The organism is Pseudalkalibacillus salsuginis, assembly GCF_021646685.1.
Lineage (GTDB): Bacteria > Bacillota > Bacilli > Bacillales > Fictibacillaceae > Pseudalkalibacillus > Pseudalkalibacillus salsuginis.
Genome location: NZ_JAKJHW010000005.1, coordinates 1 through 15,093, shown reverse-complemented (window position 1 = coordinate 15,093; position 15,093 = coordinate 1). Strand labels below are relative to the sequence as shown.

Sequence of the window (15,093 nt, the reverse complement as noted above, 5' to 3'; positions counted from 1 at the left end):
ACACAATAGAATAGCATACTTTCGTGTATCTATAAATCATCTTAAGACGTTTATCCACATCCGTTGCATTTTATGGTCTTGTATCAGTATTTATCCACAGTGGATATTTCCAAACTGTTTCTTCGTGATTTTCTTGAATTATCCACAACTAACTAGTTTAGTTCTTTCTCGTTCAAGAATCAATCTTTATCTTTTAACACGTATCATTTTAAACAATCTTTTATCCATCTTTGACCTTATCAAATTAAAGGTTCTTCAATACAACAACCTTCTAAAAGAAAACAATCCTTAAAGAAAAGCGAAAACGTCCTAGTTAACCACGAAGGTCACTGGAAGTCCGACGTGCTGGCTGTCGACCGCTGCAGGAGGACTGAAATGATCCAAGTGGTTGGGCGGTTGAGCTAGACATTTCTTCATTGAAACAAATTTTTACACTTTCTTATCCTTTAAAAAAAGTGCCCGGCTCCCTTTAGTAGAGAATGCCGGACACTTTTGAAATCCATCCATACTTTTATTCGTTTGTAGGGGTGATGATGACCCTTCGATGAGGTTCACTGCCTTCGGATGAAGTCTGAACTTTACTGTTCGACTTCAATGTCATGTGGATGACTTTCCGTTCCATGGAAGGCATTGGCTCAAGGGAAACCTTTTTATTGATTTTAAGCGCTTTGGAAGCTAAACGATAAGCAAGTTTTTCGAGAGTTTCTTTCCTTCTCTCCCGGTAGTTTTCAGCATCTAAGATCATACGTTTGAATTCATCTGAAGATTTATTTGCAACTAAGTTTGTGAGATATTGCAGAGCGTTCAATGTCTGGCCACGTTTACCAATCAGGATCGCAATCTTCTCACTCGCCATTTCAAGAATCGTACCCTCTTCATCTTCTTTTACGGTGACGTCTACTTCGACTCCCATTTTAGAAGCTACCTCCTTTAGGAATTGGACAGCCTCCTCCAATGGGTCTGCATTCAATGTAACTTTCACTGTTGCTGGTTTAGCACCTAGTCCAAGAAACCCTTTCTTAGACTCTTCGATGATTTCAATTTCAACTTTATCCTTGGATGCTCGTAATTGAGCCAATGCTTCTTCTACTGCTTCTTCTACTGACTTGCTCGTTATCGTGACTTGCTTCACTTTTTCGCGCCCCCCGTACCATTACTATCCTTATTTTTCATAGGAAGTGTAATAAAATAGGTTTGTGCAATCATGAATATGTTACCGACTACCCAATATAGGGAAAGTGCAGCTGGAAATGTAATCGCAAATACGACGATCATGATCGGCATGATGTAAAGCAGCATTTTCATCTGCGGGTTGGCTTCCATGCTATTTGTTCCACCCATCATGATTCGCTGTTGCAAGTATGTTGTTAAACCGGCAATCAACGGCAATAAATAGATTGGATCAGGGCTTCCAAGGTCAAACCATAGGAAGTTATGATGTTTTATTTCTTCTGTACGCATAATCGCATGGTAAAAGCCTAACAAAATCGGCATTTGGATGATCAATGGCATACAGCCAGCCAATGGATTGACCCCGTGTTTCTGGAATAGCTGCATCGTTTCTTGTTGCAGCTTTTGTTGGGTCTTTTGATCTTTAGAACTGTATTTTTCTCGCAAAGCTTTGATCTCAGGTTGAACCTGCTGCATTGCAATCGAGCTTTTCGTCTGTTTGATCATGAGTGGCAATAAGACCGTTCTGATCAACAACGTTACGATGACAATTCCAAGTCCATAGTTTTCATTAAAGAAATCTGATACTTCTGTGATCAACCATGATAATGGATAAACGAAATACTCGTCCCAGAAACCTGTACTTTCTTTCGTGATCGGTTCATTCAGGGAACACCCTGCTAGAAATATTACCATTAAAATGGATGGAATTAATATGCCTATTCTCTTTCTCACTTGCTAAATCCTCCTTACAACGATACCTTTCTATGAAAAAGGTTCTTCCTGTTCCTTCTTCTCCTTTTCAGGTACAGGATCGTATCCCCCTGGATGAAATGGATGACATTTCAAAATCCGCTTCATAGCCAGCCATCCCCCTATAATTGCACCATGTTTTTGGACTGCTTCCAAACCATAAGATGAACAAGTCGGGTAAAATCGACATGAAGGCGGTGTAAATGGTGAAATGCATTTCCGATAAAATTGTATCAATACGATGAATATATATTTCATACCATCATCCTCTAAATCCTTCCATCAGTCTAGAACGTTTCATCACATGGATCAAACTGTTCTTTACCTCATGAAAATCCATTGAGGAAGCAGGTTTTCTTGCAATGACCACATAATCATATGAATCCTTGATATTTTCTTCCAGTTCGTGGAAAGCTTCACGGATATAACGCTTGATCCTATTTCGAGTTACAGCGTTTCCAACTTTTTTACTGACCGATAAACCTAATCTGAAATACTCCTGATCAGGCTTCCTTAAGTAATATATCACAAACTGTCGATTTGCGAACGATTCTCCCTTACGGAAAACAGCTTGGAACTCTTCATTTTTTTTGATCCTATATTTTTTCTTCATCCGGATTCACTCCGACACTACTCATCATTTTAAATAATAGGCTATGTTATTTTTCATTATTTATTTTTTGCAAAGCCAAATCATAAAATCCATGTGAAAAAAGACCACTGTTTATCCAGTGGCCTAGGCTGATAATACTTTTCTTCCTTTTTGACGGCGACGAGCAAGAATTTTACGTCCATTTTTCGTGCTCATGCGCGCACGGAATCCGTGTACTTTCTTACGCTTACGATTATTTGGTTGAAATGTAGGTTTCATTTATTACACCTCCTCTGAGGATTTCAATTACATTTAGACAGTCCTAGTAATTATAAGAACATCTCACCTTTCTGTCAAGTTCAGGGACAATCTTTCTATTACTATAGACATTTTTATGAGTCAGCACTCTGTTAACCTTTGTTTGGATCTGCTCCAAATATTCATTTTTTTCATCCCCTCCCAGGAAAAATAACATCCCTAGACAAAAAAGCGAATGCATTTCTCAGATCCGCTATAAGTCGATCAATAACGACTTATACAGCGGCTGAAAAATCCTGTTGAAACTTCTGTGGATAATTTTTCGACACATTTTTCACTGTCCACACCTATTATCGACAAATTACACACAAAATCTAGTGCTGTGGACAACTATCTTCCACAAGGTGTTGTAATTGTGGATAACCGTAAAAAACCCATTGCAACTACTGGCTCCTTTTGATATGATTATTGTGTTTTAACTCGTTCAAAACTTCCTCGAATAAATAGTTTATCCACACCTTGTGGATAAAAATGTGGACATCCCTACACCTCTGTGTATAAGCTTGTCCACAAATTTGTGTATACAGAAAATAACCCCTTTTTCTACTATAATAAATGTTATTCACAATAGCTGTGTACGGAAATCGACACAATGAGGCTGACACAAAACATGGGTCAACCTCTTCACTTGATCGTAAAATTCTTCGACAAAAAGGAGGGTGAGGATGGAAAATATCACTGATTTATGGAACAAAGCGCTTGCTGAAATCGAAACGAAGTTGAGCAAGCCTAGTTTCGAAACGTGGCTGAAATCAACAACCGCCCATTCATTACAGAATGATACGCTTGTTATTACAGCCCCAAACGAATTTGCTCGCGATTGGTTAGAATCCAGATATTCGAATTTAATTTCAGAAACCTTGGATACAATTACAGGGACGAAACTGGCAGTAAAGTTCATCATTCCTCAAAACCAGACACAAGAAGAGCTTGATCTTGACCTGGCTGCAAAGAAAAAAACAAAGGCTGAAGCAGATGCTTCTGATGAACAGTTGACCCAAAGCATGTTGAACCCGAAATATACGTTTGATACGTTTGTCATCGGTTCTGGAAACCGGTTTGCCCATGCTGCCTCACTTGCGGTAGCCGAAGCTCCGGCAAAAGCTTATAACCCCTTATTCATTTATGGGGGGGTTGGACTTGGTAAAACACACTTGATGCACGCGATCGGCCATTATGTCATTGATCATAAACCTAGTGCAAAAGTGGTTTATCTTTCTTCTGAAAAGTTTACGAATGAATTCATCAATTCCATTCGGGATAATAAAACTGTCGATTTTCGCAATAAGTTTAGGAATGTTGACGTTTTATTAATTGATGATATTCAATTTTTGGCCGGAAAAGAACAAACTCAGGAGGAATTTTTCCATACATTCAATGCATTGCATGAAGAAAGCAAACAAATTGTCATATCCAGTGATCGGCCACCTAAAGAAATACCAACTCTTGAAGATCGGTTACGTTCACGTTTTGAATGGGGTTTGATCACGGATATCACGCCGCCTGATCTGGAAACTCGGATCGCGATCCTCCGCAAGAAAGCAAAAGCTGAGGGATTGGATATCCCAAATGAAGTGATGCTCTATATCGCTAATCAAATCGATACCAACATTCGTGAACTTGAAGGAGCACTTATCCGTGTCGTCGCGTATTCTTCCCTTATCAATCAAGATATGAATGCCGACCTCGCAGCAGAAGCATTGAAGGATATCATTCCGTCTTCAAAACCACGAACTTTGACGATTCATGATATTCAAGAGATGGTTGGAGAGCAATTCAATATCCGTTTGGAGGATTTCAAGGCGAAAAAACGAACAAAGTCTGTCGCATTTCCTAGACAAATCGCAATGTACCTTTCAAGGGAAATGACGGATTTTTCATTGCCTAAAATCGGGGAAGAATTCGGTGGACGTGATCATACGACGGTGATTCATGCCCATGAGAAGATCTCTAAATTATTAGCAACCGATCAACATCTTCAAAACAAAGTTAAAGAAATTCAAGACTTATTGAAAAATTAGCAACTGTGAACGAATGTGCATAACTTTAACACAACAATCGCTTTTATCAACATTCTATCCACATGTGGACAACCTCCGGTGAAAAAACAAATCGGGACTTATCCACAAACTCACAGCCCCTACTATTATTACTGCTAGTTTTTTATTATTACTAAAGAATAATATGCTGCAGAATATTGGTAGATTCAGATGAATGTTAAAATAGCGATTTATTGTGCGTGAGAGAAGTATGACTTTTAGCAAGAAACCGAATCGACACAACGAAAAGTCGAGGAATCGAATAAATGGGAAATGAAGGCTCAGCCTGCAAGAAAGGCTAGACAAAGCCCGCGTTTTCATTAAAAGATAAGAAAGTGTGAAAATTTTTTGTTACGATGAAGAAATATCCAGATCCAACACCTAACCACTTGGATCACTACAGTCCTCCTGCGGCGGCGGTACCACCCTCGTCGAACTTCCAGTGGACATCGTGGCTGATCAAGGCGTTTTCGCTTTTCTTATCAGGAACTGAGGAGGAAAAGAATTCATGAAATTCATAATGAACCGAGATCAGCTTGTAGATAGTGTGCAAGATGTAATGAAAGCTGTTTCTACTCGTACAACTATTCCTATTCTTACTGGGATTAAAATTGAAACTCATGAAGATGGTGTCACACTGACAGGCAGTGACTCTGATATCTCTATTGAAAGATTCATACCAGTTGAAGAAGATGGCTATGAGCATGTTGAAGTTGAAAAATCAGGGAGCATTGTCTTACAAGCACGTTTTTTCTCTGAAATCGTAAAAAAGTTACCAGGTTCAAAGGTTGAAGTAGAGGTCTTTGAGCGTTTCGGAACGAGAATCCGTTCTGGATCTTCAGAATTCAATCTTAATGGCCTGGATCCGCAAGAATACCCTCGATTACCTGAAGTTCAGGAAAATGACAAGTTCAGTATCCAAGCTGACTTATTGAAGACATTGATTCGTCAGACTGTTTTTGCAGTGTCCACCTCAGAAACACGCCCGATATTGACAGGTGTAAACTGGCATATCCTAGAGGGGGAATTGAACTGTGTGGCTACAGACAGCCATAGATTGGCTTCAAGGGTTGCAGCTGTTGAATCGACAACCGATGAACTTGAACATCCAAATGTCGTCATCCCTGGTAAAAGTTTGACGGAGTTATCCAAAATCCTGGATGATTCGAGTGCATTGGTTGATATTGTGATTACAGAAAGCCAAGTATTATTCAAAGCTAAAAACATCCTGTTCTTCTCAAGATTACTGGATGGGAATTATCCAGATACATCTAAACTGATTCCGAGTGACAGCAAAACCGAAATGGTCATTTCGACAAAAGAGTTTTTACAGGCGATCGATCGGGCATCCCTACTTGCAAAAGAGGGAAGGAACAATGTGGTTAAGCTGTCGACAATGGAGAACGGTCAGGTTGAAATTTCATCCAATTCACCTGAAGTCGGAAAAGTTTTTGAACATGTTTCGACAGAATCGTTTGAAGGCGATGAATTAAAGATCTCTTTCAGTGCAAAATATATGATGGATGCCCTGAAAGTAATGGATTGTTCTGAAGTACTGATCCGATTTACAGGGGCTATGCGTCCATTCGTACTAACCCCACTTGATGGGAACACAATCAAGCAACTGATTTTACCGGTTCGTACTTATTAATCCAAAGAGCTACTAGAGACAATATTGTCCTAGTAGCTTTTCTTGCAAGATAAGAAAGAATAAAAATTTTGTTTCCGATGAAGTGACGTCTAGCTCCTCCGCCTAACCACTTGGATCACTTCAGTCCTCCTGCGGCGGTCGACACATTGATTTAGGTCGAAGTGTTTGCCCACGCAGAACCGAACTTTGTTTGGTTCGAGCCTCCTCGTCGGGCTTCCAGTGACCTTCGTGGTTAACAAGGGCGTTTGCGCTTTTCTTTACACTTCTAGTGAATTGGAGGAAGATGAGATGGAAATCAAAATCACTACTGAATTCATTACACTTGGCCAATTATTGAAACAAGCGGATGTGATTCAATCTGGCGGCATGGTAAAATGGTATTTGGCAGAACATGACGTATTTGTAAACGATGTACTTGAACAACGAAGAGGACGGAAGCTCTATGAAGGAGATACCGTTTCGATACCAGATACAGGAACATTTGTCGTAACACGTTGAATGGGGGTTTCCCTTTGCATTTAAAAGAACTGCAGCTGAATAATTATCGAAACTATAAAAGTGAAGAAGTAAGCTTTCAGGATCAAGTTAATGTCTTCATTGGCGAAAATGCCCAAGGAAAGACGAATATTATGGAAGCGATCTATGTACTGGGGTTCGCGAAATCCCATCGGACACCAAGGGATAAAGAATTGATACGTTGGGACTGTGAATATGGTAAAATAGAAGGTAGGATCCAAAAAAGGAACGGTCCACTATCTTTACAGATTGTCATTAGCCAAAAAGGTAAGAAGGCTAAATACAACCATATTGAACAGAGGAGATTAACGGACTATATCGGCGCTTTGAACATCGTCATGTTTGCACCTGAGGATTTAAACTTAGTTAAAGGGAGCCCTCAGGTGCGACGTCGTTTTATCGATATGGAAATCGGCCAGATCAGTCCAGTCTATCTTCATCATTTAAGCCAGTACCAGAAGATCCTGCAACAAAGGAATCACCTTTTACGCGATTTAGGACGCCGCAGAAAAAGTGAACAGGAAATGATGCTGGATATATTGACAGAGCAGCTTGTGGAATATGCAGTAAAAATTGTTTCGAAGCGTCATCAATTCCTCAAAATGCTTCAAGAATGGGCATCACCGATTCATTCAGGAATCACAAAAGGGAAAGAATCACTTGAAATACAATACAAATCCTCTGTACAGGTATCAGATTCGGCGGATATGACGAAAATGATAGAAGAGTATAATGATAAATTCACGAAAATCAAAGAGAAAGAGATGGAACGTGGAACGACGATGGCAGGTCCCCATCGTGATGACCTCATGCTGTATGTGAACGAAAAGGATGTTCAGATATACGGTTCCCAAGGCCAACAGCGAACAACGGCACTCTCTTTGAAACTAGCTGAAATAGATCTGATCAAATCTGAAGTTGGTGAATACCCTCTTTTGTTATTGGATGATGTATTATCAGAACTTGATGACAGTCGGCAATCCCATCTATTGAACACGATCCAAGGGAAAGTACAAACCTTCGTCACGACTACGAGCGTGGATGGAATTGAACACGAAACGTTGAAGAGTGCAAGCCTTTTTAACGTAGAACATGGGACAGCGACGTTAATAAAGTGAGGTGAGCAATCCTGTTTATTCATCTGGGAGAGAATGTCGTCGTACAAGCTAGGGACGTTGTGGCAATATTCGATTATGAGATTGCAAAAGGATCGGAAGAAACGAAAGAATTTCTAGATTATCACCAACGCAAAGATAAGTTGGAAATAATCAATTCAGAACTGATTAAATCCATTGTCCTGACAACAGAAGAAGTATATTTATCACCATTGTCGTCTGTTACGCTTAAAAGAAGGGCTAGAATCAATCAAAACTTCGAAAAACTGTTGAATCGCTAAACTTCAAGGATTCATATCGATTATTTGATTTATAGATGTTCGAAAAAAGAAGCAGGTGAAAAAAATGAGTATTGACCAAGGTACAGAAAAACAAACATATGATGAGAGTCAGATACAGGTACTCGAAGGATTAGAAGCTGTCCGTAAACGTCCGGGTATGTATATCGGCTCAACAAGCAAACGGGGACTACACCATCTCGTCTGGGAAATCGTCGATAACAGTATTGATGAAGCATTGGCAGGATATTGCACAGAGATTCGTGTGACAGTAGAGAAAGACAACAGTATCACTGTCCAAGACAATGGACGTGGAATTCCGGTCGGGACTCATGAAAAAACGGGACGTCCAGCAGTAGAGGTCATCATGACAGTACTGCATGCCGGCGGTAAATTCGGCGGGGGTGGTTATAAGGTTTCCGGAGGACTGCACGGTGTGGGTGCATCGGTCGTTAACGCGTTATCCACTGAGCTGGATGTAAAGGTACACCGAGATGGCAAAGTCCATTACCTACAGTTCCACCGTGGTATCCCTGCAGCAGACCTGAAAGTCATAGGGGAAACGGATTTTACAGGAACGATCACACACTTCGTCCCTGATCCGGAGATTTTCACTGAAACACGGGAGTACGACTTCGAGGTATTGGCAAACCGTTTAAGAGAACTTGCATTCTTGAATCGTGGATTGAAAATCATTGCAGAGGATATGCGTGTAGAAGAACCAGTCGAACATGTATACCATTATGAAGGCGGAATCAGATCATACGTGGAGCACATCAACCGGACGAAAGAAACGCTTCATGAGCCGATCTTCGTAGAAGGTATGCGCGACGATATTTCTGTGGAAATTGCTGTTCAATACAATGACAGCTTTGCAAGCAACCTTTATTCATTTGCAAATAATATCAATACCCATGAGGGCGGGACCCATGAATATGGATTCAAGACCTCTTTAACCCGTGTCATCAATGACTATGCACGGAAGAACAACCTCTTGAAAGAAGATGGGAACTTATCTGGAGATGATGTTCGTGAGGGTCTTACAGCAATCATTTCCATCAAGCATCCTGATCCACAATTTGAAGGTCAGACGAAAACGAAGCTTGGAAATGCTGAAGCACGGACTGTAACGGAGTCTGTTTTCGGGGAAAAGTTCTCCCAATTCCTTTATGAAAACCCGACTGTGGCGAAACAGATTGTAGAAAAAGGAAGCATGGCACTGCGTGCACGTCTTGCAGCAAAGAAAGCCCGTGAATTGACTCGCCGCAAAAGTGCACTTGAAGTTTCTTCATTACCAGGAAAATTAGCGGATTGTTCATCGAAAGACGCTTCCATTTCCGAATTATATATCGTTGAGGGTGACTCAGCAGGTGGTTCCGCAAAACAAGGGCGCGATCGTCATTTCCAAGCGATCCTTCCTTTGCGTGGGAAGATCATCAACGTAGAGAAAGCAAGATTGGATAAGATTTTATCAAATAACGAAATCCGTGCGATCATTACGGCTCTTGGAACAGGGATCGGAGAAGATTTTGATCTAACCAGAGCACGTTATCACAAGATCATTATTATGACGGATGCAGACACGGATGGTGCACATATCCGGACGCTGTTACTTACGTTCTTCTATCGTTATATGCGTCCATTGATCGAACAAGGGTATGTCTATATCGCACAGCCGCCGTTATATAAGATCCAACAGGGCAAAAAAGTGGTCTATGCCTATAACGATAAGGAAAAAGATCGCGTATTGAATGAAATCTCCAAATCGCCGAAACCTTCCTTGCAGCGTTATAAAGGTCTTGGAGAAATGAACCCGACCCAGCTATGGGAAACGACCATGAATCCTGAGGAGCGGACAACCCTTCAAGTCGAGCTGCAAGATGCCATTGAAGCTGACGAGATCTTTGAGATCTTGATGGGTGATAAGGTTGAGCCACGTCGTGATTTCATACAAGAGAATGCACAATACGTGAAAAACCTTGATGTATAGACGCAACAGGTGATCAAAGAAACCATGTTAGAAATGAAGTGTAATTGGAGGTAATCGGGAATGGCCGATATCGAACAATCTCGAAAGAAAGAAATCAATATAAGCGATGAAATAAGAACATCGTTCATGGATTACGCGATGAGCGTTATTGTCAGCCGTGCACTTCCTGATGTAAGGGACGGACTTAAGCCAGTGCATCGACGTATCCTATATGCAATGAATGACCTCGGTATGACAGCCGACAAGGCATATAAAAAATCTGCACGTATCGTCGGTGAAGTAATCGGTAAGTATCATCCACATGGTGATTCAGCGGTTTATGATGCGATGGTACGTATGGCACAAGACTTCAACTACCGTAATATGCTGATCGATGGGCACGGTAACTTCGGTTCTGTTGATGGTGATGCAGCAGCTGCGATGCGTTATACAGAAGCGAGAATGTCTAAAATTTCAATGGAAATGGTCCGTGACATCCAAAAGGATACGATTGACTACAAGGAAAACTATGATGGAAGTGAACATGAACCGGTTGTCCTTCCTGGACGTTTTCCGAACCTTCTTGTAAACGGTGCAGCAGGAATTGCTGTCGGAATGGCGACAAATATCCCACCTCACCAGCTTGGAGAAATCATTGACGGAGTTCTTGCTTTAAGTAAAAATCCGGATATCGACATTCCTGGATTGATGGAATATATCCCGGGGCCTGATTTCCCTACGGGGGGAGAAATTTTAGGTCGCGAAGGTATCCGACGTGCATATATGACAGGTCGGGGTTCGATCATGACACGTGCCAAGGCTTACATCGAAGAAAAAGAAAATGGCAGAAAAACGATCATCGTCAACGAAATTCCCTATCAGGTCAACAAAGCGAAGCTCATTGAAAAAATTGCAGAGCTTGTACGGGATAAACGTATTGATGGGATTTCAGATCTCCGGGACGAATCTGACCGTAATGGTATGCGAATCGTCATCGAAGTTCGAAAAGATGCCAATGCTAATGTACTTTTAAATAATTTGTATAAACAAACAGCCCTTCAAACAAGCTTCGGAATCAATCTGTTAGCACTTGTTGACGGTCAACCGAAGGTCCTTAATTTGAAGGAATGTCTTTATTATTATTTGAAACACCAGCAGGAAGTTATTCGTCGGCGTACGATTTTCGAATTGAAAAAAGCCGAGGCTCGTGCTCACATACTTGAAGGGTTACGTATCGCACTCGATCATATCGATGAAATCATCGCTCTCATTAGAGGATCACGTACGACAGACATCGCTCGTGAAGGGTTGATGGAACAATTTTCACTATCCTATGAGCAGGCACAAGCGATCCTCGATATGCGTCTACAACGCCTCACGGGATTAGAACGCGATAAAATTGAAGATGAATACAATGAGCTTATAAAGCTGATCGGTGAACTGAAAGCGATTTTGGCGGATGAAGAGAAGGTCCTGGAAATCATCCGGGCTGAGCTTATCGAGATTAAAGAAAAGTTCAATGATGAACGAAGAACAGAAATCACAATCGGTGAAAATGCAATAGAAGATGAAGACCTCATCCCTCGCCAGCAAATTGCGATCACTGTGACCCATAACGGCTATGTCAAACGGCTGCCTTTATCCACTTATCGTGCACAACGTCGTGGAGGACGCGGCATCCAAGGGATGGGAACGAATGATGATGACTTTGTCGAACATTTATTATCGACCAATACTCATAATACGATCCTGTTCTTTACGAATCTTGGGAAAGTGTACCGTCTTAAAGGGTATGAAATTCCTGAACTCGGAAGAACCGCGAAAGGAATTCCGATCATCAATCTTCTTCAAATTGAAAAGGGAGAATCAATTTCAGCGATCATCCCTGTTGAAGAGTTTGTCGATGATTGGTACTTGTTCTTTGGTACGAAGGACGGGATTTGTAAACGCTCGCCTCTTTCAGCCTTTGCCAACATTCGACGCGGCGGTCTTTTCGCCATCAATTTACGTGAAGAAGATGAACTGATCGGTGTCAGGCTGACAGACGGGAACAAGGATATCATCATCGGTACGAACAGTGGTATGGCTGTCAGATTCCATGAAACGGACGTTCGTTCCATGGGTAGGACAGCGACTGGTGTGAAAGGAATCTCCTTACGTGATGAGGATTATGTGATCGGTATGGAACTTCTTAATGAGGATGAAAACCGTGATATCATGATCGTTACGGAAAAAGGTTTCGGTAAGCGGACGCCAATGGAAGAGTACCGTGTACAGTCTCGTGGTGGAGTTGGTTTGCGTACGAGCAACACCACCGATCGAAACGGTAAGGTGATTGCACTTAAAACTGTCACTGAAGACCAGGAAATCATGATTATCACGACGACAGGAATCGTGATCAGGATGGCAGTAGCTGATATTTCCCAGTATGGGCGTAACACACAAGGTGTCCGACTGATCCGATTGAATGAAGGTGTCGATGTTGCTACGATTGCCGTTGTAGACAAAGTCGATGGTGAAGACATCGAAGGTGAAGAAGAAGTAACGGATGATCAAGAAACATCTGAAGAACTGCTTCAAGATGAACAAGAATCATCCGATACAAATAATGAAGATGATTCCTTACCAGATGAAGAAGATTCAACCGAAGAGTAATAAATGACGGAGGAAATTCAATTTTCCTCCGTTTTTTGAACTCTGATTTTCAATACATAGAAAAGGTTAGAGAGAAATTTTGACAAAGTGGCGCTTGACCGCCAAAAAGGGGGGTTCCATTGAAGGTTCTGGTACATAATCTAAATCCAGGTGAAGTATTAAGTCACGATGTGTTTTCCTTAACGAGTCGACCAATCATGACCCGTGATACGGAATTGACTGAGGAGCATATTGCAGTTCTTAAAGCTTTTTTTATAAGTGAAGTTGAAGTGAAAGCAATCAAATCATCCAGTAAAAAACAGAATGAGGAAAAGGATCCAACAAGTCTTTTGAACAACTCCAAACTTACAGATTTCCACTCTTTCTATATGAAAGCCGTCAACCAATATAAAAAACAATTTGCAAACTGGCAGGCGGGGACTGCCGTCGATCTTTATCCGATCCGCCTTGAAATCGTTCCATTGCTTGAAATTGCTTTGGAAAAGCCAAAAACCATCCTTTCATTGCATCACTTTTTAAATATACAGGATTATATCTATCATCATGCGATATCTGTCGGTCTGATTTCCTCATTCTTAGCAAAAAAGCTTTCTTATTCCAAAGGGGATATCATCCAGCTTGCATTAGCCGGTGCCCTTATAGACTGCGGAATGTCAAAAATTCAACCTAAGATCATGAATAAGAAGGAGACCCTTAGTCAAGCAGAATATGAAGAAGTAAAACAACATCCGATTCTCGGTTATAAAATGTTAAAAGGCATCACGGGCATTAAGGAAAGTGTGCTTCTAAGCGTATTACAGCACCATGAACGCGAGGATGGGAGCGGATATCCGTTAGGGACTAGAGGCGGTCAATTGAACAAATACAGCCGGATCGCCGCAATTGCTGACGTATTCCATGCAATGACTTCTGAACGACTTTATCGCTCCAAGCAATCCCCTTTCAAAGTACTTGAGCAAATGCAATTGGATCAATTCGGAAAATTTGATCCGAAGATTTTGAACATCTTAGTAAACGAATTATCTGCTTTTTCCGTAGGAACCAAAGTGGAACTTACGAATGGCCAGGTTGGGGAAATTGTCTTCATTGATCCTCATTCACTTACACGCCCAATGGTGAAGATGGATGAAAGCGATGAAATCATCGCATTAACAAAACGGACAGATCTTTTTATAGAAAACATTTTGACCTAAAAAGAAGAGAGGATACCTTTATAAGGGGCCATATTGAATTTAAACCAACTATTCCTTAACTCTTTAATAAAAAACACGAGGCTTATCCTATTCCGGATAAGCCCTTTTTTACAGGATAAGAAAGTAAAAAAATTTTGTTTGCGGTGAAGTGATGTCTAGCTCCAATGCCTAACCACTTGGATCACTTCAGTCCCCCTGCGGCGGCGACACATTGATTTAGGTCGAAGTGTTTACCCACACAGAACCGTACTTTGTTAGGTTCGAGCCTCCTCGGCAGACTTGCAGTGACTTTCGTGGTTGATCAGGGCGTTTGCGCTTTTCTTGGGAATAGTAAAAGTTATGTTTGATTTTTAGAAGTATAGGGAATTAAAAATAAAATAACGGTGAGGTGTAATTGAACATTGGAAAATACATTTGTGAACCCATCCATCTGCGTTTCACTCTGTGAATTGTACTGTAAACTTCAAAATGGACCTGGTTAAGAATATCTTTCCTTTTTATACTCTTGTGCTCTGTATAAACAGTATTGAGGTCCTGATTTATTTTATTTAAAATATTAGTTGATGAAGATGTTGAATCATGTTATAGTTATCACCGTTGCTCTTTTGGCAATTCGAAAAAACATTTCAAAAAGTTATTGACGGTTATTTCACGACATGTTATATTATTTAAGTCGCCTCAAAAACGACATAATGATTTTCGGCAAAAAAGTCACGTTCTGTGACGAACCGAAGCCAGCCCATCTATGGGCAATACAGCTCTTTGAAAACTGAACAAAAGCCAAGCGTGAAACGGGTCTTTTTTAAAAAGAACCCAAAATCAATTTCGATTTACATTTAATGAG

At 40.9% G+C, this 15,093-nt stretch carries 13 protein-coding genes; 8 read left to right on the top strand and 5 right to left on the bottom strand.

All coding sequences use genetic code 11. The features are described 5' to 3' along the window. Window positions 1–511: 511 nt before the first annotated feature. The 5 genes from jag to rpmH all read right to left on the bottom strand — a co-directional run bounded on the left by jag (window position 512) and on the right by rpmH (window position 2,794). Window positions 512–1,132 carry an RNA-binding cell elongation regulator Jag/EloR gene (gene jag / locus L1611_RS13380; protein WP_236313988.1) on the bottom strand — a complete coding sequence of 207 codons (621 nt, stop codon included), beginning with the start codon at window positions 1,130–1,132 and terminating at the stop codon, window positions 512–514. Continuing rightward, complete coding sequence (gene spoIIIJ / locus L1611_RS13375) at window positions 1,129–1,905, bottom strand: YidC family membrane integrase SpoIIIJ (protein WP_236313987.1); 777 nt, start codon at window positions 1,903–1,905, stop codon at window positions 1,129–1,131. The genes jag and spoIIIJ overlap by 4 nt, the downstream gene beginning before the upstream one ends. Window positions 1,906–1,935: 30 nt before the next feature. Next, on the bottom strand, window positions 1,936–2,181 hold the full coding sequence (gene yidD / locus L1611_RS13370; protein WP_236313985.1) for a membrane protein insertion efficiency factor YidD: 246 nt from the start codon (window positions 2,179–2,181) through the stop codon (window positions 1,936–1,938). Window positions 2,182–2,185: 4 nt separating this feature from the next. Beyond that, the gene (gene rnpA, locus L1611_RS13365) at window positions 2,186–2,536 is read right to left on the bottom strand and encodes a ribonuclease P protein component (protein WP_236313982.1); all 351 of its coding nucleotides are present in this window, start codon (window positions 2,534–2,536) and stop codon (window positions 2,186–2,188) included. A 123-nt stretch (window positions 2,537–2,659) separates the two neighbouring features. Beyond that, the gene (gene rpmH, locus L1611_RS13360; RefSeq protein WP_236313980.1) at window positions 2,660–2,794 is read right to left on the bottom strand and encodes a 50S ribosomal protein L34; all 135 of its coding nucleotides are present in this window, start codon (window positions 2,792–2,794) and stop codon (window positions 2,660–2,662) included. 704 nt (window positions 2,795–3,498) lie between these two features. Between rpmH and dnaA the strand changes: the two genes are divergently transcribed. From dnaA to L1611_RS13320, 8 genes are all read left to right on the top strand, one after another. Then, window positions 3,499–4,854, top strand: a complete 1,356-nt coding sequence (gene dnaA, locus L1611_RS13355; RefSeq protein ID WP_236313978.1) for a chromosomal replication initiator protein DnaA — start codon at window positions 3,499–3,501, stop codon at window positions 4,852–4,854. Between the two features lie 526 nt (window positions 4,855–5,380). Beyond that, window positions 5,381–6,523 carry a DNA polymerase III subunit beta gene (gene dnaN / locus L1611_RS13350; protein WP_236313968.1) on the top strand — a complete coding sequence of 381 codons (1,143 nt, stop codon included), beginning with the start codon at window positions 5,381–5,383 and terminating at the stop codon, window positions 6,521–6,523. 288 nt (window positions 6,524–6,811) lie between these two features. Next, window positions 6,812–7,021 carry a S4 domain-containing protein YaaA gene (yaaA, locus tag L1611_RS13345; protein ID WP_236313964.1) on the top strand — a complete coding sequence of 70 codons (210 nt, stop codon included), beginning with the start codon at window positions 6,812–6,814 and terminating at the stop codon, window positions 7,019–7,021. A 14-nt stretch (window positions 7,022–7,035) separates the two neighbouring features. Continuing rightward, on the top strand, window positions 7,036–8,157 hold the full coding sequence (gene recF / locus L1611_RS13340; protein WP_236313961.1) for a DNA replication/repair protein RecF: 1,122 nt from the start codon (window positions 7,036–7,038) through the stop codon (window positions 8,155–8,157). Between the two features lie 8 nt (window positions 8,158–8,165). Beyond that, window positions 8,166–8,435 carry an extracellular matrix regulator RemB gene (gene remB, locus L1611_RS13335; protein WP_322972558.1) on the top strand — a complete coding sequence of 90 codons (270 nt, stop codon included), beginning with the start codon at window positions 8,166–8,168 and terminating at the stop codon, window positions 8,433–8,435. 64 nt (window positions 8,436–8,499) lie between these two features. After that, the gene (gyrB, locus tag L1611_RS13330; protein ID WP_236313957.1) at window positions 8,500–10,422 is read left to right on the top strand and encodes a DNA topoisomerase (ATP-hydrolyzing) subunit B; all 1,923 of its coding nucleotides are present in this window, start codon (window positions 8,500–8,502) and stop codon (window positions 10,420–10,422) included. Between the two features lie 60 nt (window positions 10,423–10,482). After that, window positions 10,483–13,056 (top strand): DNA gyrase subunit A, encoded by a 2,574-nt coding sequence (gene gyrA, locus L1611_RS13325; protein WP_236313956.1) that lies wholly within the window; start codon window positions 10,483–10,485, stop codon window positions 13,054–13,056. Window positions 13,057–13,175: 119 nt separating this feature from the next. Further along, window positions 13,176–14,249, top strand: coding sequence for an HD-GYP domain-containing protein (locus L1611_RS13320; RefSeq protein ID WP_236313953.1), 1,074 nt, complete (start codon window positions 13,176–13,178; stop codon window positions 14,247–14,249). Window positions 14,250–15,093 lie beyond the last annotated feature (844 nt).

Excerpts from the sequence above, each read along its gene's own strand:
- yidD (WP_236313985.1), bottom strand. The coding sequence starts at position 2,181 with ATGAAATATATATTCATCGTATTGATACAATTTTATCGGAAATGCATT.
- rnpA (WP_236313982.1), bottom strand. The coding sequence starts at position 2,536 with ATGAAGAAAAAATATAGGATCAAAAAAAATGAAGAGTTCCAAGCTGTT.
- rpmH (WP_236313980.1), bottom strand. The coding sequence starts at position 2,794 with ATGAAACCTACATTTCAACCAAATAATCGTAAGCGTAAGAAAGTACAC.
- dnaA (WP_236313978.1), top strand. The coding sequence starts at position 3,499 with ATGGAAAATATCACTGATTTATGGAACAAAGCGCTTGCTGAAATCGAA.
- dnaN (WP_236313968.1), top strand. The coding sequence starts at position 5,381 with ATGAAATTCATAATGAACCGAGATCAGCTTGTAGATAGTGTGCAAGAT.
- yaaA (WP_236313964.1), top strand. The coding sequence starts at position 6,812 with ATGGAAATCAAAATCACTACTGAATTCATTACACTTGGCCAATTATTG.
- gyrB (WP_236313957.1), top strand. The coding sequence starts at position 8,500 with ATGAGTATTGACCAAGGTACAGAAAAACAAACATATGATGAGAGTCAG.
- gyrA (WP_236313956.1), top strand. The coding sequence starts at position 10,483 with ATGGCCGATATCGAACAATCTCGAAAGAAAGAAATCAATATAAGCGAT.